This window comes from Achromobacter sp. LC458 (assembly GCF_001005835.2).
In the GTDB taxonomy this organism is placed as follows: domain Bacteria; phylum Pseudomonadota; class Gammaproteobacteria; order Burkholderiales; family Burkholderiaceae_B; genus Achromobacter; species Achromobacter spanius_B.
This window is the reverse complement of record NZ_LBHW02000013.1, coordinates 47,510-68,493: the sequence shown is the minus strand read 5'-3', so window position 1 is coordinate 68,493 and position 20,984 is coordinate 47,510. Positions and strand designations below refer to the sequence as shown.

Annotated in this window: 13 protein-coding genes; 11 read left to right on the top strand and 2 right to left on the bottom strand. The window is 63.9% G+C overall.

The features are described 5' to 3' along the window. The first annotated feature begins 101 nt into the window (after positions 1–101). From sodB to pcaF, 4 genes are all read left to right on the top strand, one after another. A complete protein-coding gene (gene sodB, locus YH64_RS13240) occupies positions 102–680 on the top strand; it encodes a superoxide dismutase [Fe] (RefSeq protein ID WP_046804702.1) in 579 nt (192 codons plus the stop codon). A 278-nt stretch (positions 681–958) separates the two neighbouring features. Next, the gene (locus YH64_RS13235; protein ID WP_046804701.1) at positions 959–2,671 is read left to right on the top strand and encodes a methyl-accepting chemotaxis protein; all 1,713 of its coding nucleotides are present in this window, start codon (positions 959–961) and stop codon (positions 2,669–2,671) included. A gap of 193 nt (positions 2,672–2,864) precedes the next feature. Continuing rightward, positions 2,865–4,292, top strand: a complete 1,428-nt coding sequence (locus tag YH64_RS13225; protein ID WP_046804700.1) for a chloride channel protein — start codon at positions 2,865–2,867, stop codon at positions 4,290–4,292. Positions 4,293–4,439: 147 nt separating this feature from the next. Continuing rightward, the gene (pcaF, locus tag YH64_RS13220; RefSeq protein ID WP_046804699.1) at positions 4,440–5,645 is read left to right on the top strand and encodes a 3-oxoadipyl-CoA thiolase; all 1,206 of its coding nucleotides are present in this window, start codon (positions 4,440–4,442) and stop codon (positions 5,643–5,645) included. A gap of 134 nt (positions 5,646–5,779) precedes the next feature. Here the strand turns inward: pcaF and YH64_RS13215 are convergent, their stop codons facing one another. Together YH64_RS13215 and YH64_RS13210 are read right to left on the bottom strand one after the other, a co-directional pair. Next, positions 5,780–6,181: a DUF192 domain-containing protein gene (locus tag YH64_RS13215; protein WP_240434153.1), complete on the bottom strand. Its 402-nt coding sequence runs from the start codon at positions 6,179–6,181 to the stop codon at positions 5,780–5,782. Positions 6,182–6,382: 201 nt separating this feature from the next. Beyond that, positions 6,383–6,628, bottom strand: a complete 246-nt coding sequence (locus YH64_RS13210; protein ID WP_006220277.1) for a cold-shock protein — start codon at positions 6,626–6,628, stop codon at positions 6,383–6,385. A gap of 227 nt (positions 6,629–6,855) precedes the next feature. On the opposite strand from YH64_RS13210, the gene clpS reads away from it, so the two are divergent. The 7 genes from clpS (at position 6,856) to YH64_RS13175 (ending at position 20,855) form a co-directional block, all read left to right on the top strand. Continuing rightward, the gene (gene clpS / locus YH64_RS13205; RefSeq protein WP_006220276.1) at positions 6,856–7,170 is read left to right on the top strand and encodes an ATP-dependent Clp protease adapter ClpS; all 315 of its coding nucleotides are present in this window, start codon (positions 6,856–6,858) and stop codon (positions 7,168–7,170) included. 151 nt (positions 7,171–7,321) lie between these two features. Further along, a complete protein-coding gene (locus tag YH64_RS13200; RefSeq protein WP_370512744.1) occupies positions 7,322–12,550 on the top strand; it encodes an alpha-2-macroglobulin in 5,229 nt (1,742 codons plus the stop codon). Then, the gene (gene pbpC, locus YH64_RS13195) at positions 12,547–14,766 is read left to right on the top strand and encodes a penicillin-binding protein 1C (RefSeq protein ID WP_046804780.1); all 2,220 of its coding nucleotides are present in this window, start codon (positions 12,547–12,549) and stop codon (positions 14,764–14,766) included. The genes YH64_RS13200 and pbpC overlap by 4 nt, the downstream gene beginning before the upstream one ends. 55 nt (positions 14,767–14,821) lie before the next feature. After that, positions 14,822–17,134, top strand: a complete 2,313-nt coding sequence (gene clpA / locus YH64_RS13190; RefSeq protein WP_039884291.1) for an ATP-dependent Clp protease ATP-binding subunit ClpA — start codon at positions 14,822–14,824, stop codon at positions 17,132–17,134. Further along, positions 17,134–18,477, top strand: coding sequence for a paraquat-inducible protein A (locus YH64_RS13185; RefSeq protein WP_046804697.1), 1,344 nt, complete (start codon positions 17,134–17,136; stop codon positions 18,475–18,477). Before clpA ends, YH64_RS13185 begins: the two co-directional genes overlap by 1 nt. A 41-nt stretch (positions 18,478–18,518) precedes the next feature. Further along, the gene (locus YH64_RS13180) at positions 18,519–20,183 is read left to right on the top strand and encodes an intermembrane transport protein PqiB (protein WP_143215369.1); all 1,665 of its coding nucleotides are present in this window, start codon (positions 18,519–18,521) and stop codon (positions 20,181–20,183) included. 6 nt (positions 20,184–20,189) lie between these two features. After that, positions 20,190–20,855: a membrane integrity-associated transporter subunit PqiC gene (locus YH64_RS13175; RefSeq protein WP_046804695.1), complete on the top strand. Its 666-nt coding sequence runs from the start codon at positions 20,190–20,192 to the stop codon at positions 20,853–20,855. Positions 20,856–20,984: the final 129 nt, after the last annotated feature.

Genomic DNA, 20,984 nt, shown 5'->3' with positions numbered 1-20,984 from the left:
CGCCGTTAACCCCGCGCGGACGCGGGGTTAACGCGGTATCCTCATTAGTTGCCGATACAATTGACCGGCTTGATCGTGCACTCAACAGAAGGAACCAACACATGGCACATACTCTTCCCCCCCTGCCTTACGAACTCGACGCCCTGGCCCCGCACATTTCCAAGGAAACGCTGGAGTTCCACTACGGCAAGCATCACCAGACTTACGTCACGAACCTGAACAACCTGATCCCGGGTACGGAATTCGAAACGCTGTCGCTGGAAGACATCGTGAAGAAGTCCTCGGGTGGCATTTTCAACAACGCCGCTCAAGTCTGGAACCACACGTTCTACTGGAACAGCCTGGCCCCCAAGGCCGGCGGCGCACCCACCGGCAAGCTGGCTGATGCCATCAACGCCAAGTGGGGCAGCTTTGACGCTTTCAAGGAAGCGTTCAACAAGTCGGCAGCCGGCAACTTCGGTTCGGGCTGGACCTGGCTGGTCAAGAAGGCCGACGGTTCGGTTGACATCGTCAACACCAGCAACGCCGCCACGCCGCTGACCACCGCCGACAAGCCGCTGTTGACCTGTGATGTCTGGGAACACGCGTACTACATCGACTACCGCAACGCGCGTCCCAAGTACCTGGAAAATTTCTGGGCACTGGCCAACTGGGATTTCGCCGCCAAGAACTTTGCCTGATCGGTAAAGACAAGCCGGGCCACACACGGGGCCCGCAAGAAAAAACCCCTGGTGCTTTGCACAGGGGTTTTTTTATTCTCTTTCAGGAAGAATTCAGCTGACATAACCCTGTCGATTGTCGATTTCATTCCAGGGAAATGACAAAGAAACAACCTTTTCTTTAGGGTTATCCCTAGGAATCCCGACCGCTATTGTTGCCAGTGGTCAGGGCTGAACCACGGGGCCAACGGATCGCGGCATGCCCGCTTACAACCGGGGTAACTACAGGGAAGGGAAGCATGTTTCGCTTATTTTCAGGCTTGCGCATTGGGGCGCGCCTGTCGGGCGCGTTTTTGCTCGTGGCGGTAATCGGCGGTGCCATCGGGGCCTTTGGTGTTTGGGGGCTGTCGCGCATCAACGAATTGAATGACCGGCTGTACGACACCGAGCTGCGTGGCATCTCGGACTTGAAAGAATCCAATCTGAATCTGATCTACGCGGGCCGCGCCCGCAGCGGCTACCTGGCCGCCAGCACCGATCAGGATCGCCAGGCGTTGAAAAAGCAGTTTGACGACGCCGTCAAGAACATGGACGTGCTGCGCGACAAGGCCGCGAAGAATTTCCACGAAGAAGAGGGCAAGCGCCTGCTGGCGCAGTTTGTCGAAACCGAACAGGTGTGGAAGCGGGAGTCGGAAGCGTTCTTCACGGCGGCGAAGTCGCAGTCGCTGACGCAAACCGATCCGCGTGTGGCCGAGATCGAAAAGCGGGTTATCGCCTCGTCGCAAAAGCTTGACGACCTGATGACCAACCTGGCCGTGGGCAAGGAAAAAGCCACCGCGCAATCGGTGGACGAAGCCACCGACCTGTACGGCACCGTGCGCGCCGTGATGATCATCCTGGCCGTGGCCGGCGTGGTGATCGGCATGCTGTTGGGCTGGCTGGTCACGCGCGGCATCGTGCGTCCGCTGGAACAGGCCGTGAAAGCCGCGCGCCAGGTCGCCGCGGGCGATCTGACCACCGACATCCAGGTGGCCACGCGTGACGAAACGGGCGACTTGATGACGGCACTGAAGGCCATGAACGAAAGCCTGGCGCGCATCGTCGCGGACGTGCGCGATGGCTGTGAAAGCATCGCCTCGGCGTCCTCGCAGATCGCGCAAGGCAACTCCGACCTGTCGCAACGTACTGAAGAGCAAGCCTCGTCGCTGGAGCAGACGGCCGCGTCGATGGAAGAGCTGACCAGCACCGTGCAGCAAAACGCCAACAACGCCAGCGAGGCCGATCGTCTGGTGACGCAGGCGTCCACCGTGGCAGTGCGCGGGGGCGAAGTGGTGGAAGGCGTGGTGCAGACCATGAGCGCCATTTCGGACAGCTCGCGCCGCATCGCCGATATCACGGGTGTGATCGACGGTATTGCCTTCCAGACCAACATCCTGGCGCTGAACGCCGCCGTGGAAGCGGCGCGCGCGGGCGAGCAGGGCCGGGGCTTTGCCGTGGTCGCGGGCGAAGTGCGCACCTTGGCGCAACGCTCGGCGGTGGCCGCCAAGGAAATCAAGGCGCTGATCGACGAATCCGCCGCGCGTGTGCAGGGCGGTACGCGCCAGGTGGACGAGGCAGGCCGCACCATGCGCGAAGTGGTCGACAGCGTGCGTCAGGTAGCAACGCTGGTGCGTGAAATTGCCAGCGCATCCGAAGAGCAATCGTCCGGCATCGGCCAGGTCAACCAGGCCGTGGCGCAGATGGATACCGTGACGCAGCAGAACGCCGCGCTGGTTGAAGAAGCCGCCGCCGCGGCCGCCAGCATGCAAGAGCAGGCCGGCCGCCTGGCGCAGGAGGTTCGCCGCTTCAAGGTGGACGCCGCCGCGGGTTCCGGGCGTGGTGCCGAGGCGCGCTTGATTACGCCCACGCCCGCGTCCCTGGCCGCGCGCAAGCCGGCAGCGACCGTGACGCGCGCCAGCCAGGCGCGGCCGGCGCTGGCGCACGCGTCGGACGACGACTGGTCCTCGTTCTAAGCAGCCGCCGGGCGCTGCCGCGCGGACTTGCGCGGTAGCGCCCGGGCGGTAAGTCTATGGATGGCGGAATCGTGGTCGGCGAAGTTGTGGGCTGCGAAGTTGTGGCCGGCGAGGTTGTAGGCTGCGAAGTTGTGGGCTGCGAGTCAGGTGGGAATGTTAAGGTTAGCGACTTTCCGCCGCATGCCAGCAGCCCATGAGCCTGACTGAACCTTTCCGCCGGACCTCCGCCGCCACCCGCCGCCTGATGCGGCGCAAAGTGCGTCAGATCAACCGCCTGTCGCGCAAGAGCCTGCAAATGGCACTGCTGTTGGGCGGGGCCGGCCTGGTCGCGCTGATGTCGCTGGGTTTTGCGTATCTTGCCGACAAGGCGCTGGACTGGAACCGCGAATGGGTGGGCCACAACGGCTGGCTTGCCTTGCTGGTGCTGCCGTTCAGCCTGGCCGGCTTGCGCTGGCTGACGCTGCGCTTCGCGCCCAACGCGGCCGGTAGCGGCATTCCCCAAGTCATCGGCGCGCTGTCATTGCCGCCGGGGGCCAGCCAGACCAGCCTGGTGTCGCTGGCGCAAACCCTCTGGAAAATTCCCCTGGCATTCTTCGGCATGCTGGCCGGCGCATCGATCGGCCGCGAAGGCCCGTCGGTGCAGGTGGGCGCCGCGCTCATGCTGGCATGGGGGGATTTCTGGAAGCGTCGTGGCGTCAAGCTGCGGGGCTTTCACGCCAATGAACTGATCGCGGCCGGCGCGGCCGGCGGCCTTGCCGCCGCCTTCAACGCGCCGCTTGCCGGTGTGATCTTCGCCATTGAAGAGCTGGGCCGAGGCACGGTGCTGCGCTGGCAGCGCCTGGTGCTGATCGGCGTGCTGGCAGCGGGGTTTCTGGTGGTCGCGGTGCAAGGCAACAACCCGTATTTCGGCGTGTTCGGCGGTGCGCCGCTGGCCCACGGCATGGTGATGTGGATTGTCATCTGCGGCGCGATCAACGGCGCATTGGGCGGTATTTTTGCGCGGCTGCTGGGCAAGGGCGCGGCAGGCGCGGCGCCCGCGGCCTGGCGCGCCTGGATCCGCGCGCATCCCATCTGGACGGCTTTCATCATGGGCCTGGTGCTGGCCGTGATTGGCCTGTGCACGGCCGGCAGCGTGTACGGCACGGGCTATGGGGTGGCGGCCGATCTGCTGTCGGGCAACGACACGGCGCCGGTCGGCTTCGGGCTGGCCAAGCTGGCCGCTACCGTCGCGTCGTATTGGGCGGGCATCCCGGGCGGGATCTTCACCCCCGCACTAACCACGGGCGCCGGCATCGGCCAACACATCTGGGAACTGGCGGGCGAGGGCGTGGACCAGCGTGTGCTGGTGCTGGTGTCGATGGCCGCCTTTCTGGCCGCCGCCACGCAGGCACCGTTGACGGCCAGCGTGGTGGTCATGGAAATGACGGGCAGCCAGCCGATGTTGTTCTGGTTGCTGGTGGGGTCGCTGCTGGCCTCGGGCGTGTCGCGGCAGTTCTGCCCGCAGCCGTTCTATCACCTGGCTGCGGGGCGCTTTCGGCGGCAAGCCATCGTCGAGGCGGGTCGCGCCGCGCAGTCCGGGGCGGGCGCCGCAACGGCGCCTTCCAAGCCCGCATCGCCCTGAAGGCCTGCGTCCGGCTTGGCGATCAGGGTGAACACCTACCGGACACTGTCCATGAGACGGACACCCCAGGTGTGCACCAACTTGGCGCTAAATGCGGTGCGCTAAGATCGTCCGATCCCGAATTTTTCACTTCACTCCGAGCTTCCCATGACCGTGAATGCCTTTATTTGTGATGCGATCCGCACCCCCTTCGGCCGCTACGGCGGTGCGCTGGCCAGCGTGCGTCCTGATGACCTCGCCGCCGTCGCCATCAAGGCGCTGGTAGCGCGCAACCCCGGCGTGCGCTGGGAAGAACTGGACGACGCCATCATGGGCTGCGCCAACCAGGCCGGTGAAGACAACCGCAACGTGGCCCGCATGGCCACGCTGCTGGCCGGCCTGCCCATCGAAGTCCCCGGCGCCACGGTCAACCGCCTGTGCGGTTCCGGCCTGGACGCCATTGGCACCGCCGCCCGCGCCATCCGCGCCGGCGAAGCCGGGCTGATGCTGGCCGGCGGCGTTGAAAGCATGAGCCGCGCGCCCTTCGTCATGGGCAAGGCCGACAGCGCGTTCTCGCGCAATGCCGCCATTTTCGACACCACCATCGGCTGGCGCTTCGTCAACAAGCTGATGAAGGCGCAATATGGCGTCGATTCGATGCCCGAAACGGCCGAAAACGTCGCTGACGACTTCAACATCAGCCGCGAAGACCAAGACCTGTTTGCGCTGGCCAGCCAGCAAAAGACGGCTCGCGCGCAGAAAGAAGGCGTGTTCGACGCCGAAATCGTGCCGGTTTCGATTGCTCAGAAAAAGGGCGATGCCATCATCGTCTCCAAGGACGAGCATCCGCGTGAAACCAGCCTGGAATCGTTGGCCAAGCTCAAGGGTGTGGTCCGCGAAGGCGGCACCGTCACGGCCGGCAACGCGTCGGGCGTGAACGACGGCGCCGCCGCGCTGCTGTTGGCTGACGAAAAGGCGGCCGCCCGCCACGGCTTGACCCCGCGCGCTCGCGTGGTCGGCATGGCTACCGCCGGCGTCGCGCCGCGCATCATGGGTATCGGCCCGGCCCCGGCCACGCTGAAGGTGTTGGCCCAGACCGGCCTGACGCTGGACCAGATGGACGTCATTGAACTGAACGAAGCCTTTGCCGCGCAGGGCCTGGCCGTGCTGCGCCAACTGGGCATTGCCGACAACGACCCGCGCGTGAATCCCAACGGCGGCGCAATCGCCCTGGGTCACCCGCTGGGCGCATCCGGCGCCCGCCTGGCTACCACCGCGATCAACCAGCTGCACCGCACCGGCGGTCGCTATGCGCTGTGCACGATGTGCATCGGCGTGGGCCAGGGCATCGCGCTCATCATCGAACGCGTCTGAGCTTGCGGCTTCAAGCCTGCAACCTGAAGTGTTGTTTTTTCCGCCGCGCGGTTCGCGGCGGAATCAAAAAAGGGAGCCTCTCGGGGCTCCCTTTCTACATCCGACTGGCGCACTGGCGCCCCGGGGCGCCCGGCTCAGGGCAGACCGTCTATTTTCCGGCCCGCCTTGATGCCATGCTCGTCGAACCAACCTTGGGTCATTTCCAGGGCGTAGCGCACGGGCTTGCGGGCGCAATGCGGATCTTCGGTCTGCGGCGCCATGTCGTCGATGTTGACGATCGTGCCGTCGTCGGCGATAAAGGCTATCGAGAGCGGCAAAAGCGTGTTGCGCATCCAGAAGCACTGCACGTCGGGCCGCTCGAAGACGAACAGCATGCCGTCGTTGCCTGGCAGCTCTTTGCGGAACATCAGGCCGGCTTGGCGCGTGGCGTCGGTGTTGGCAACTTCGGCGCGGATAATATGGATGCCGGCTGACAGTTGCGTGGTGGGCAAGGGCGGTTGCGGCCCGGTTTGCGCATGGGCGCCCGCGCCCAGCATCAATGCCGCGCTTGCCAGTGCCGCCGATACGGCTTTAAGGAATGCGGGTTTTATGAACGCCGTCTTGAACAACGTAGGAGTGGCAGGTAATAACTTCGCATTCTTCAGCATGACTGGCGCAGTAAAAAGAAAATAATAAGGCGGGGCCCGAAAGCCCCGCCTGGATAATGGTGCAACCTTACCGCTGCACTTTATAGGGTGTTAGGCGGCCGTGATATTAAGCGCCTGCTTGCCCTTAGGCCCCTGGATGATTTCGAAAGCCACTTTCTGGCCTTCCTTCAGGGTTTTAAAACCATTCATCTGTATGGACGAGAAGTGGGCGAACAGATCTTCACCGCCGTCGTCGGGCGTAATGAAGCCAAACCCCTTTGCATCGTTGAACCATTTGACGGTACCCGTCGATTTGGGATTGTCCCCTTGGACGGCGGTTGCGGTCGTATCAGACATGCGGACTGCCTCATTGAATCGTATGTTGACAGAAGGGCATCGCGGTCTAGACCTCTGTCCCCCCCTCCGGCTTCCTGGCAGATTTTCGATGAGTTGAAAACCCCAGAATGCGGTGATAATGCGCCGCTTTTCTTTGTGTCGTCAAGTATGGAAACTACGTATTTCCGCGTGTAATTTTAAGTAAGTTGCGCGTTAGGCGTCCCCAGTTTAAATAGAATAGCCGCCCTATGAGTTCTACCTTGGATACCCAGCATGATTTGGCCGTCGAGAAGGCACCGGCACGCGCCGCGCCGCCTCCGATGTATCAGGTTCTGCTGTTGAACGATGACTACACGCCGATGGAATTCGTCGTGAAAGTCCTGCAAAAATTCTTCAATAAAAATCATGAAGAGGCCACGCGGATCATGTTGCAAGTGCATCACGAAGGGCGCGGAGTTTGCGGGGTGTACCCCCGTGACCTCGCCGCCACCCGCATCGCCCAGGTAGGACAGTATGCGCGGGCGCGCCAGCACCCGCTGCAATGTGTGATGGAACCCGTTTAATACCAAGAATGAAGACGCCGCCCTCGAAGGCGGCGTTCTGCTGTGCGCCAATGGCACGGCAATGTCCGCGTTTGGGGAAGCGCGCGGATCCGGATGGTCGGCAGCTCCGCCGCTAAGGAGCGTTGTATTCGAGTAGGCGGAGGGGTTTGCCGTGAGTGGAAAGGTTAGTAAGACCTGGCTGGCGGTTGCCGGCGTTGTGGTGTTGGCCGGCGCCATAGGCGTGGGCTGGTGGATGGGCAAGGACAAGCAGGCTGCGGTTCCGGGTGCGGCCCCTGCGGTGTCCGCCCCGGCTCAAAGCCCCGCGGCGGCCCCGCCGGGCGAGGCAAAACCCACGCTGGGCGCCAGCGCCACGGTCGGCGCGCCCGATCCGTTCGCCGCACTGACCTGCCAACCACGCCAATATAACGACGCGCTGTCGTTGTCCGTCACGTTCACCCAGCCGGTGGATGCCAAGGGCAAGCTGGATGACTTCCTGCAGGTCACCGATCTGGGCGCCTCGTCGGGCAAAGCCGACCAGGACAGCGAAACGGCCTCCAACGCCGGCGACCAGCCCGCCTCGGTGAAGCCGGGCGACTCCGCCCCGCAAGGCAAGATCGTCAAAGGCAGCTGGATTGTGGGTGACAACCCGCGCATGGTGTATTTCCCGTATATCCAGCCGCAACGCAAGTACGCCATCACCGTCCGCTCCGGTTTGCCCGGCGTGGGTGACAAGGTCGTGCTGGCGCAATCGTCCAATTGCGAAGTGAACACGCAGGCGATGCCGCCGTCGTTCTATTTCGCCAGCCGTGGCGTGGTGCTGCCGGCCGGCCAGAACGGCGGTTTGCCCGTGGCTACCGTCAACGTGCCAGAAGTGGACGTGCAATTCCTGCGTGTCGCGCCCGACCGCGTGCCGGAACTGTTCGAAACGGTGCTGGGCATTGGCCGCAACACCGCGCAGGCGTCCGATGACGAAGAAGAGGGCGGCTACAACGAAGAAGACAGTTGGCGCTATTCCGACAACCGTGGCCTGAAGGGTTCGGTCAGCAACTGGGATCTGGACCGCCTGAATTCGCTGACCACCAGCGTCTATCAAGGCCGATTCATTACCGACGATAAACCCAACCGCCGCCACGTTACCTTCCTGCCCGTTGAAGGCGTGAAGGAACTGCAAGAGCCCGGCATCTATATCGCGGTCATGAGCCAGCCCGGCCGTTTCCGCTACGAATACCAGGTCACGTACTTCTACGTCAGCGATATCGGCCTGCACGCGCGCCGCTACAGCGACCGCGTGGAAGCCTATTCCGTGTCGCTGAAGTCCGGCCAGGCCATCTCCGGCGCAGTCTTTGAACTGGTCGACGGCGCCGGCAAGACGCTGGCCAAGGCCGCCGCCGATGGGCAAGGTCATGTGCGCTTTGATGGCAGCTTCACCAACGCGCGCGTCATCCGTGCATCGCGCGACAAGGAAATGACGGTATTGGCATTGGCCGAGCCGGCGCTGGATCTGTCGGAGTTCGATACGGGCGGCCATGTGTCGCGCCCGAATAACTTGTTCATTTACGCCGGCCGCAATCTGTATCGCCCTGGCGAAACGTTCAACGTGTCGGTGCTGCCGCGCGACCTGGACGGCCGCATGCTGACGCCCGCGCCGCTGACGGCCACCATCAAGCGTCCCGATGGCCGCGTGGTGCAGAACACGCTGTGGCAGCCCAAAAAGGATCTGGTCGGCTATGTCGAGCGCGCAATCGAATTGCCGCTGGATGCGCAGACCGGCTCGTGGCTGCTGGAGCTGCGTGTTGACCCGGCCTCGCGCGCGCCCGATGCGTCGTGGAAGTTCCAGGTCGAGGAATTCCTGCCTGAACGTATGAAGATGGCACTGACCTCTGAGCAAGAGGTGCTGTCGCCGGACGAGGAACTGCTTGTCGATGTGCAGGGCGATTACCTTTACGGCGCACCCGCCGCCGGCAACCGCCTGCTGTCCACCTTCCAGGTCAAGCGCGACCGATTCGCGCAGGCCCAGAAATGGCCCGGCTTCATCTTCGGCGACGTCGCCGATGACACGCGCCGCACGTTTGGCGAACTGCCCGAAGAGGCGCTGGACGACAAGGGTGCTGCTCAGATCAGCGTCAACCCCAACGCGGCAGGCACGCATTCGCCCATGAAGGTGCGCGTGTCGGCCAGTCTGCTGGAATCGGGCGGCCGCCCGGTGGTGCGTTCCATCGAACGCAGCGTCTGGCCCGCCGACAAACTGATCGCCGTGCGGCCCCAGTTCGATAGCGACGTGGCGCGCGAGAGCGCACCCGCCGGATTCGAAGTGATCCGCGTCAACGCCCAGGGCGAGATCCAGCCCCTGGCTCAGGCCCAGATGCGTTTGTTCCGCGAAGAACGCCAATACTATTGGCGCTTTGACGACCAGCGCGGCTGGAACAGCGGCTACACCGAAACCGAAGAACTGATCGATTCGCGCGAAGTGGCGCTGAACGATCGCGCCCAGCTGACCGTGCCGGTCAAGTGGGGCCGTTACCGCCTTGAAATCGCCGACCCGGAAACGGGCGAGACGATGCGCTACCGCTTCTATGCCGGCTGGAACGCGCAGGACGCCGACGCGATGGGCAACCGCCCCGATCGCGTGCAGATGAAGCTGGAAGGCGTGCCGGCCAAGCCGGGCGACACCGTCAAGGTCACCTTGACGCCGCCGCACGACGGCCAGGCGCTGGTCACCGTCGAAGGCGACCGCATGTTGTGGTCCACCTGGGTGGCCGTGAAGGCAACGGGCACCGTGGTCGAGATCCCGGTCAGCAAGGACTGGAAGCGCCACGATCTGTACGTGGCCGCCGCCGTGTTCCGCCCGGGCAGTGAAGGCGACCGCGTGACGCCGGCCCGTGCGCTGGGCCTGGCATTCCTGCCGATTGCCAGCACCGATCGCAAGCTGGATGTAAAGCTGACGGCCGCGCCCAAGGCCGTGCCCGAAACCAAGACGACGGTGCGCGTCAAGGTCGACGGCGCGCAGGGCAAGCAAGCCACGGTCACGCTGTCCGCGGTGGACGTGGGCATCTTGAACATCAACCAGTACGCCACGCCCGACCCGCTGGACTACTTCTTCGGCAAGCACCGCTACGCGCCCGAACTGTTGGACATGTACGGCAAGCTGATCGAAAAAATGGACGGCACCAAGGGCAAGCTGAAGTGGGGCGGTGACGCCGCCATGCGCGGCGACAGCAAGAGCCTGCCCAAGAAGGTCAAGCTGGTCGACCTGTTCTCGGGTCCGGTCACGCTGAACGCGCAAGGCGAAGCGGACATCCCGCTGGACCTGCCCGATTTCAACGGCACCTTGCGCCTGATGGCGGTGGCGTTCACGGCCGACAACTACGGCAGCACCGACACCGAAATGGTGGTGGCCGCGCCGATCGTCGCCGAATTGAACACGCCGCGCTTCATCACGCCGGGCGACCAGGCCGCCATTGCGCTGGACCTGACCAACCTGAGCGGCGCCGAGCAAAAGATCAGCATCAAACTGGAAGCGCTGGACCCGCTGGCCATTACGGACGGCGTGCGCACGGTGACGCTGAAGGACAAGCAGCGCACCACCTTGCGCTTTAACGCCACCACGACCGGTTCGTATGGCCTGGGCCTGATGCGCCTGACCATCGACGGGCAGGGCGGCGCCAAGCCGGTGCACATCGTGCGTGAATCGGTGTTGCAAGTGCAGCCGGCCTACGCAGGCGAACGCCAGGTGCGTCGCCTGCGCCTGAACCCGGGTGAAACCAACGTGGCGCAAGCCTCGTGGGTGTCGTCTTACTACCCGGATTCGGCGCTGGTCAGCCTGACCGTGTCGAATCGCCCGCCGTTCAACGTGAACAAGCTGGTCGAAGGTTTGCTGGCGTATCCGTATGGCTGCGCCGAACAGACCATCAGCCGCGCCTTGCCGTGGGTGTTGATCGATGACGCCGTTGCCAAGCAGTTCGGCCTGAAGCCGCATTCGCAGGTGGAACGCGCCGCGCAGGTGTCCGGCGCCATCGGCCGCCTGTCCGGCATGCGCAACGCGGTAGGTTCGTACAACCTCTGGAGCGGTTCCAGCTCGCGCGATGTGTGGCTGACGGCCTATGCCGTGGGCTTCCTGCAAGACGCGCGCGACCAGGGCTTTGAAGTGCCCGAAGCCACGCTGGACCGTTCGCGCCAATGGTTGCTGGAGCAAGTGCAGCAGACGTCGAACACCTTCGGCACGTGGTCGGTGAACCTGCGCCGCAACGTTGAAGCCGGCCGCATCGACGGCAGCGATGCCAACGTCCTGCGCGAAGACCACCGCCGTTTTGCCGGCTTGTCGACCGCCGTGCTGGCGTTGGCTCGCGACAAGAAGGCGCCGTTGTCGACGGTGCGCCAGCTGTTCGACAACTATCAAGAGCGCGCGCGTTCGCCGTTGCCCCTGATCCAGCTGGCAGCGGCGTTCAAACTGATGGGCGACGAAGGCCGCATGAAGTCCGCGCTGGACGCCGCGATGACGCGCGAATACGGTTTCCCGCGCCGCAATTACAACGGCTACTACGACGAATGGCTGGGCGACTACGGCAGCAGCGTGCGCGATTACGCTTTGTCGTACGCGCTGGCCAACCAGTACGGCCTGAAGCACGAGCGCCTGGAAAATCTGCTGACGCAACTGACCTCGCGCCTGGGCAACCGTTCGTACCTGTCCACGCAGGAACGCATGGCGCTGTTGATGGCGGCACGCGCCATCGGTGGCGACAAGGGCACGCCGTGGGAAGCCGCGCTGACCGTCAATGGCGTGCGCAAGCCGCTGGACGGCGGCAAGACCGACCAGACCGTCGGCCTGACGGCGGCCGATCTGGCCAACACGCAAATCCTTAACACGGGTGCGCAGTCCTTGTTCCTGGAATACGACATCCAGGGCAGCCCGACGGTTGCGCCCAAGCCGCGCAACGACGTGATCCAGCTCAAGCGTGGCTGGTATCGCCCGGACGGCAAGCCTTGGGATGGCGGCACGCTGCAAAGCGGCGACATGCTGGTGGTGTGGGTGCAGGCCAGCGCCAACCAGAACATTCCGGATGCGCTGATCGAGGACCGTGTGCCGGCGGGTTTTGAAGTCGAAAACCTGAACCTGTCGCAAAGCCCCGAGATGCAGGAATGGACTATTGGCGGGCGCCGCGTGGCCGAAGCCATGGCCGATTCCAACATCAAGCATCGTGAGTTCCGCGATGACCGTTACGTGGCCGCCGTGTCCCTGGGTCGTGGCAAGGTCGACGTGTTCTATCTGGTGCGCGTCGTAACGCCGGGCCGCTATGCGGTGCCCTCGACCGTGGCGGAAGATATGTATCGCCCGGAAATCCGCGGCGTGGGTGAGCAATGGAGCACGGTCGAAATCCGCGATCGCGGCGCCAAGCGTCCTTGACCGCCGCCGCCACCCCCACGGCGGGCGCCTTGCGCGCTCGCCGGTGGCGGCGGCGCGGCATCATCGCGGCCAGCGTGTTGTTTACGCTGGCCGCGTTGTTATTCGTGCTTGACCGCCTTTACCCGCTGCCGCCTGTCGATTCCGGCGGCGCCGCCGTCGTCGTGGCCGCCGACGGCACGCCGCTGCGCAACTACCCCAGCCGCGACGGCATCTGGCGCTATCCGGTCACCCCGGACCAGGTGTCCCCGCGCTACCTGGAAACGCTGCTCACGTACGAGGACCGCTGGTTCTACTGGCATCCCGGCGTCAACCCGGTGGCGTTCGCGCGGGCCGGCTGGCAATGGGCCACGAACCGCCGCATTGTTTCGGGGGGATCAACCCTGACGATGCAGGTCGCCCGCCTGATTGACCCCCAATTGGCGGGCAAGCCGTCGCGCTCCATGTCGGCCAAATTGCGACAGGCGTGGCGCGCGGTGCAACTGGAAATGCACTACAGCAAGGATGAAATTCTGTCCTTGTACCTGACCCACGCGCCCATGGGCGGCATCGTGGAAGGCGTGGAAATGGGTTCGCGGCTGTGGCTGGGCAAGGCTGCCCGTGATCTCGGCCCCGCCGAGGCCGCGATGCTGACCGCGCTGCCGCAAGCCCCGTCGCGCCTGCGTCCCGACCGCCACCCCGAGGCCGCGCAGGCTGCGCGCGACAAGGTGCTGGACCGCATGGCCGAACTGGGCCGCTGGACCCCGGCGGAAGTTGCCGATGCCAAGATCGAAAACGTAATCGCGCCGCCGCTACGCGCACGTTGGCTTGCGCCCCTGGCCGCACAGCGCCTGTTGCAGGAAGCCGGTACCAAAACCACCGCAAGGCGGCCGGGCCAGCGCCCGCCGCTGGTCGCATCGACATTGGATGCTGACATGCAGGCATCGGTGGAACGAATGTTGCTGGACCGTGTCGATAATTTGCCGCCCAAAGTTTCCATGGCGGTGCTGGTGATGGATAACGATACGCTGGAGGTCAAGGCTTACGCGGGGTCCGCCGATTTTTCCGACGATACCCGTTATGCCCACGTGGATATGGTGCGTGGCGTGCGCTCGCCGGGTTCTACTCTTAAACCGTTTCTGTATGCGCAGGCGCTGGACGAAGGGCTGATTCATTCGGAAAGCCTGCTGATCGATGCGCCCATGTCATTCGGCGGCTATGCACCCGGCAATTTCCAGGCCGCTTTTTCGGGCCCGGTCAGTGTGGCGCAGGCGTTGCAGCGGTCGTTGAATGTGCCCGCGGTGGACTTGCTGGACCGTGTCGGCCCCGCCAGTTTCGCGTCGGTTATGCTGACTGGCGGCGTGCGGTTACGAATGCCGGCCGGGGCTGCCCCAAATTTAAGCTTGATTTTGGGCGGGGGTGGCACCACATTGGAAGAACTGGTCGGCGCTTACCGGGCTTTGGCCCGCGATGGCGTCTCGGGACGGCCCCGCCTTCGGACGGAGCAGCCTCGAATCGAGTCCCGTATGATGAGCCCTGGAGCCGCCTGGATCGTTCGCGATATTCTTGAAGGCGGCGGGCATCCCGACCGGCCTTTCTACCAGTCGGGCAGCCCGACCCGGCGGCTGGCCTGGAAAACCGGGACCAGCTTTGGTTTCCGGGACGCCTGGGCAATCGGGGTGACCGACAGATGGACGCTAGGCGTCTGGGTAGGTCGCCCGGACGGCACGCCGAACCCCGGTTTTTTTGGGGCGAATGTGGCGGCGCCGTTACTGCAAGATATTGTGGCCGCGTTGCCGGAAGGCGCGCAGCAGGTCCGTAGCCGGCCCGAAACGGTGCAGGCGGCGGTCACATGTTGGCCACTGGGTTATCGGTTGGGCAGCGTGCCGTCGGGGCAATGTCCCGAACAGCGCGCCGCGTGGCTGTTGAACGACACGGCGCCGCCGTCATTTGCCGGTTACGCCGACGCTACCCAAGGGCCGTTGCGCGTGGGTGGCGTGGCCAGCGGTTCGGTCCTTCGGCCCGTGCCGGGCAGCCGGCAAGTGGCGCTGGATGTGGATGTGCAAGGCGCCGAAGGAGAAGTATGGTGGATGCTTGATGGCCGCGTGGTGAATCACGGCGCGTCGAGTCATCCGTTTAAATTAGTGCTGGCGCAAGACGGCCGGTATACGCTAACCGTCATGGACACGCTAGGCCGCCACGATAGAGTGGTTTTTGAAATCGCTGGCGTTACGCCATGATCGGCATAGAATATGAATCGTGTATTTGACCGCTTCGATGCAATACGGAGGAAGCGTGATTTCTCAAGAGCTTGAAGTCAGCCTGCATATGGCTTTCGTCGAGGCCCGTTCGGCCCGGCACGAATTTATTACCGTCGAGCACCTGCTGCTGTCGCTGCTCGACAACGCTTCGGCAGTCGAGGTTCTGCGCGCATGCGCGGCCAACCTCGACGACTTGCGCCGCAACCTCCGTCAGTTCGTTTCGGAAAACACCCCGGTGATTCCAAGCGGCGCCGAGGTCGACACGCAACCGACGCTGGGCTTTCAGCGCGTGATTCAACGCGCAATCATGCATGTTTCCGCAGGCGGCACCGGCAAGAAACCGGTGACGGGCGCAAACGTGCTGGTGGCCATTTTTGGGGAAAAGGACTCGCATGCCGTGTACTACCTGCAACAGCAGGGTGTCACGCGCCTGGACGTGGTCAATTTCCTGTCGCATGGCATTACCAAACAGCCCCAGGTGGAGTCCGCCGCCGTGCAGAAAGAGCAGCAGACCAACGGTGAAGAGCAGGGCGAATCGCGTCAGTCGCCGCTTGACCAATACGCCACGGACCTGAACGCCGCCGCGCTGGCGGGCCGCATCGATCCCCTGATCGGACGCGAGCACGAAGTCGAGCGCGTCATTCAGGTGTTGTGCCGACGCCGCAAAAACAACCCGCTGCTGGTCGGTGAGGCCGGCGTGGGCAAGACCGCCATTGCCGAAGGCCTGGCCTGGCGCATCACGCGCGGCGAAGTCCCCGAAATCTTGCAAGCCGCCCAGGTCTTTTCGCTGGACATGGGCGCGCTGCTGGCGGGTACCAAGTACCGCGGTGATTTCGAACAGCGCCTGAAGGGCGTGCTCAAGCAGATCCGCGGCAACCCCGACGCGATCCTGTTCATCGATGAAATCCATACGCTGATCGGCGCCGGTTCGGCCTCGGGCGGCACCTTGGACGCGTCCAATCTGCTCAAGCCGGCCCTGTCTTCGGGTCAGCTCAAGTGCATCGGCGCCACCACGTATACCGAATATCGCGGCGTCTTCGAAAAAGACCACGCGCTGTCGCGTCGCTTCCAGAAGATTGACGTGCCGGAGCCCAGCGTCGAGCAAACCGTGCAGATCCTGCGCGGCTTGAAGAGCCGTTTTGAAGAACACCACAGCGTGCGCTATTCCGCTGCCGCGTTGTCGGCGGCCGCTGAGTTGTCAGCCCGCTTCATCAATGACCGCCATCTGCCCGACAAGGCGATTGACGTTATCGACGAAGCCGGCGCGGCCCAGCGCCTGCTGCCGCGCTCGCGCCAGAAGAAGGTGATCGGCAAGGTGGACATCGAGAACATCGTGTCCAAGATCGCCCGCATTCCGCCGCAGTCCGTCTCCAACGACGACCGCAGCAAGCTGGCCACGCTGGACCGCGATTTGAAAACCGTCGTGTTCGGCCAGGACGGCGCTATCGATGCCTTGTCCGCCGCCATCAAGATGGCGCGCTCGGGCTTGGGCAAGCCGGAAAAGCCTATCGGCGCTTTCCTGTTGTCCGGTCCCACCGGCGTGGGCAAGACCGAAGTGGCGCGTCAACTGGCGTTCACGCTGGGGGTCGAGCTGCTGCGTTTCGACATGTCGGAATACATGGAACGCCACGCGGTGTCGCGCCTGATCGGTGCGCCTCCGGGATACGTCGGGTTCGACCAGGGTGGCCTCTTGACCGAAGCCATCACCAAGCAGCCGCACTGCGTGCTGCTGCTGGACGAAATCGAAAAGGCGCACCCGGATGTGTTCAACATCCTGCTGCAGGTCATGGACCACGGCACGCTGACCGACAACAACGGCCGCAAGGCGGACTTCCGCAACGTCATCCTCATCATGACGACGAACGCGGGCGCCGAGACCTTGAACCGTCCGTCGATCGGGTTTGCCAATTCGCGGATGCTGGGCGACGAAATGGCGGAAATCCGCCGCATGTTCACGCCCGAATTCCGCAACCGCCTGGACGCAATCATCCCGTTCGCCGCGTTGGACCGCGAGGTCATCCTGCGCGTGGTGGACAAGTTCCTCATGCAGCTGGAAGATCAGTTGCACGAGCGCCGCGTGGAAGCCGTGTTCACCACGAAACTGCGCGAACACCTTGCCAAGGAGGGGTTCGACCCGCTGATGGGCGCGCGTCCCATGCAACGTCTTATCCAGGACACCATCCGCCGCGCGCTGGCCGACGAGCTGCTGTTCGGCAAGCTGGTGGACGGCGGCTCGGTTACGGTGGATCTGGACGACACGGGCAAGGTGACGCTGGACTTCGACGACAACGGGAAACCGCCGTCTTCGGATGCGCCGGACAAGCAGGAAGTTGAACTAATCGATTGATGACCGCGGACAGCCAGCCGCTGATCGAGTGCGAACATTGCGCAAGCGTTTATCGCCGACATCAGCTTGAACCTGGCGAGACCGCCAATTGCGCCCGCTGCGGGGCCACATTGTGGCGCTACAGCGGGCTTACTTTGTCCAATTGGCTGGCGCTTGCCATCACGGCCCTGATCGTTTTCGGGGTGGCTAACGCCTACCCGGTCGCTTCCATGTCCGTGCAGGGCATGGTGCAAGAAGCGTCCCTGCTGGACGCCATTTCCATTACGTGGCGCCAAGGCCACTGGGTGGTCGCCGTGATGACGGGGCTGGCCGGTTTTGCCTTGCCGTTGCTGCAACTGACCGTATTGCTGTGGGTGCTTGGCCCCTTGTCCCGGGGCCACGAGCCCGTCGGGTTCCGTGGCGCCATGCGTCTGCTGGGGGTCCTCTCGCCGTGGTGCATGGTGCCGGTGTTTCTGCTGGGCGTGCTGGTCGCGGTGGTCAAGCTGGCGGGCATGGCGGCGGTGCAACCGGGTATCGGCCTGGGCGCCTTCGGCCTGCTGACTGTTTTCCTGACAATGCTGGGGCGCTTGTCGCCGCACGTACTGTGGCGTTACGCCGAAACGGCGGGCGTGGCCCCCGTGCATATTCCCGAAAGCGGTCCGGAAACCGTGCTGGCCGGCTGCCATGTCTGCGGCCAGGTGCAGGCCCTGCCGCGCGATGCCGATCCCGAAGAAGAACATCACTGCGTGCGTTGCGATGCCATCGTGCATTACCGCAAGCCGGATCATCTGGCGCGCACCTGGGCGCTGCTGCTTGCCGCGGTCGTGTTCTATATCCCGGCTAACGTCCTGCCCGTCATGCAGGTCAGTTCGGTGTTGGGCGACAGCGCCCATACCATCCTGGGCGGCGTCGTCGAGCTCTGGCAGATGGGGTCCTGGGATATTGCGCTGATCGTGTTTATCGCCAGTGTGGCCGTGCCGCTGACCAAGCTGTTGGCGCTGATCCTCTTGCTGCTGACCGAGCAATGGCGCAGCACCACCAATCTGCGGCCGCGTACCCGCTTGTATCAGATGGTCGAGTTCATAGGCCAATGGTCGATGCTGGATGTTTTTGTCGTTATATTGCTGGCGGCGCTGGCCGATTTCCAAGGGCTGATGGAGATCAGCGCCGGCGCGGGGGCGGCGGCGTTTGGCGTCGTTGTGATCCTGACCATGCTGGCGGCCATGAGCTTCGATCTGCGCCGCAGTTGGGATCTTGAAGGCGAGGTCGACGTCGACTTCGACGCGCCCGAGATCGAGGGCCGGGCGCATCCGGCCCAGGCGGCGCATCATGCGCCGTCCGTGACAAGCAGGGAAGTGGGCTAGCAACAACCGTGGTTCCCGCTCAAGAAGAAAAAGGAAAGTAGATGTCCGACCAAGCACCCGGCGGCGGTGAAGAGAAGATCAAATCGCCGACTATCTCGCGCAAGCAGAAACGCCGGATTTCATGGATATGGCTGGTGCCCATCGTGGCTGCGCTGATGGGCATGTCGCTTGTCATACGCACCTGGATGCAGGCCGGCCCGGATATCTCGATCTCGTTCAATACGGCCGAAGGGCTGGAAGTGGGCAAGACGCAGCTGCGCTACAAAGACGTGAACATCGGCACGGTGAAGTCCATCGGCTTTAATTCCGACCGCAGCAAAGTGGTGGTGAAGGCCGAGCTGGCCAAGGAAGTGTCGGACCTGGCGCGTGAAGGCACCAACTTCTGGGTGGTGCGGCCGCGTCTGGACGTCAGCGGCGTATCGGGCCTGGGCACCTTGTTGTCGGGCGCCTACATTGGCGTGGACGCGGTGGAAGGCAAGAACGGCGAGGAAAAGGCCACCAAGTTCAGCTTTGAAGGGCTGGAAATCCCGCCTGCCGTCACGCATGACCGGGCCGGCAAGCGGTTCATGCTGCGCGCCTCTGACCTGGGTTCGCTGGACATCGGTTCGCCGGTCTATTTCCGTCGCATCAATGTGGGCCGCGTCATCGGCTACGAGCTCGACAAGACCGGCACGGCGGTCAATGTCGAAGTGTTTGTCGACGCGCCGAACGACAAGTTCGTCACCAACGGCACGCGCTTCTGGAACGCCAGTGGCGTGGACTTCAGCGTCAACGCCGATGGCCTGAAGGTACGCACGCAGTCGCTGGTGTCGATGGCGGTGGGCGGCGTGGCATTCGAATCGGTGCAAAGCGTGCGCGATGGCAGCGCCGCCGCGCCGGCCGACGCGCACTTCGATCTTTATCCCACCGAGGCCGCCGCCAAGGCCAACCCCGACGGCGAAGCCTTCCCGATCCGCATGCGCTTCGATCAGTCGATTCGCGGCCTGACCGTCGGTGCGCCCATCGACTTCAACGGCATCACGCTGGGCAACGTTACGCAGATCAATCTGGACTTCGACCCCGCCACCAAGCGCTTCTATTCCATCGTGGACGCCACGCTGTACCCGGAACGCCTGGGCCGCGTGTACGAAGAAGTGCGCGAACGCGCGCTCAAGGACGGCGACGAGGCCGGCAACCGCCTGCTGGGCGTGATGATCAAGTACGGGCTGCGCGCGCAGTTGCGCACGTCGAACCTGCTGACGGGCCAGCTGTACGTGGTGCTGGATAACTTCCCGAATGCCAAGCCGGTGGAATTCACCCCGTCCGACCCCGCCGTGATTCCTACTATCCCGGGCAACCTGGATCAGTTGCAGCAGCAGGTCAGCAACATCGTCGCCAAGATCGAGAAAATTCCGTTCGACAAGATTGGCGAGGATCTGCGCACCACCCTGGCCAGCACGTCCAAGCTGATGAACCGGCTGGACAAGCAGGTGGCCCCGGAGGCGCAGGGCATGCTCAAGCAGGCCCGCGAATCCATGGCGAACATCAACTCGATGCTGGCTTCCGACGCGTCGCTGCCGGTCAATACCGAAAAGGCCATGCAGGAACTGAGCCGCGCCGCGCGCTCGTTGCGGGCATTGGCCGATTTCCTGCAATCGAACCCCGAAGCCTTGCTGCGCGGCCGTGGCAAAGACCCGATTCCCGGCTCCGGCCCTGTCAGGAACTAAAGAATCATGACTTTATCTTCCCTGCGTCCTGTCCTGTCCTTGCTGGTGCTGAGCGCCGCCCTGGCCGGTTGCGGCTCGTCGCCGCCCGTGCATTACTACACGCTGCAAGGGCCCACCGCGCCGTCCACCGCCGCGCCCGCCGGTTCCGCGGACTTTTTGATCGAGGTACAACCGGTCAGCCTGTCCACACAAGCCGACCAGCCTCAGTTGATGGTGCGCACGGGCGACGGCAGCGTATCGGCACTGTATTCCGAGCGTTGGAGTTCGCCGCTGGGCGACGAGCTGCGCGGCGCCTTGTCCGATGCCCTGAAGGGCGAATTGGGCGCGCTGGACGTGCAGATGGTCAAGCCTGGCCCGGGCGCGCCCGTGTGGCGGGTGCAAACCGACGTCCAACGCTTCGAGCTGGTCTCGGGCAGCATGGCGCAGCTGGATGCCACGTGGCGCGTCCGGCCGGTCAATGCCAAGGGTACGGGCTTGCTGTGCCGCAGCGTCGTAACCGAAAAGGTGTCCGAGACGGGCATCCCGGCGCTGATCGCGGCCCAACAGCGCGCCGTCGTGGCGCTAGCCGGCGCCATGGCGTCCGCCATACGCGGTCAAACCCCAGCGGGCTCGGCGTCCGTGCAGATGCTGGGATGTTCGCCCCTGAAGGACTCGCCGAAAGACCAGGACTGATATGGGCGCTTCCCGGTAAACCTGCGCCAAGTCAACCGGTTAACCTAGGGTTAACCTTAATACAAGCCGGGTTGCAACCTGTTTAGCATACGGTCCTACCCATACTGGGTTTCGTTCGAGTCCAGTATC

Bases quoted from the DNA above. Each gene is read 5' to 3' on its own strand.
- sodB (WP_046804702.1), top strand. From the start codon at position 102: ATGGCACATACTCTTCCCCCCCTGCCTTACGAACTCGACGCCCTGGCC.
- YH64_RS13235 (WP_046804701.1), top strand. From the start codon at position 959: ATGTTTCGCTTATTTTCAGGCTTGCGCATTGGGGCGCGCCTGTCGGGC.
- YH64_RS13225 (WP_046804700.1), top strand. From the start codon at position 2,865: ATGAGCCTGACTGAACCTTTCCGCCGGACCTCCGCCGCCACCCGCCGC.
- pcaF (WP_046804699.1), top strand. From the start codon at position 4,440: ATGACCGTGAATGCCTTTATTTGTGATGCGATCCGCACCCCCTTCGGC.
- YH64_RS13215 (WP_240434153.1), bottom strand. From the start codon at position 6,181: ATGCTGGGCGCGGGCGCCCATGCGCAAACCGGGCCGCAACCGCCCTTG.
- YH64_RS13210 (WP_006220277.1), bottom strand. From the start codon at position 6,628: ATGTCTGATACGACCGCAACCGCCGTCCAAGGGGACAATCCCAAATCG.
- clpS (WP_006220276.1), top strand. From the start codon at position 6,856: ATGAGTTCTACCTTGGATACCCAGCATGATTTGGCCGTCGAGAAGGCA.
- YH64_RS13185 (WP_046804697.1), top strand. From the start codon at position 17,134: ATGACCGCGGACAGCCAGCCGCTGATCGAGTGCGAACATTGCGCAAGC.
- YH64_RS13180 (WP_143215369.1), top strand. From the start codon at position 18,519: ATGTCCGACCAAGCACCCGGCGGCGGTGAAGAGAAGATCAAATCGCCG.
- YH64_RS13175 (WP_046804695.1), top strand. From the start codon at position 20,190: ATGACTTTATCTTCCCTGCGTCCTGTCCTGTCCTTGCTGGTGCTGAGC.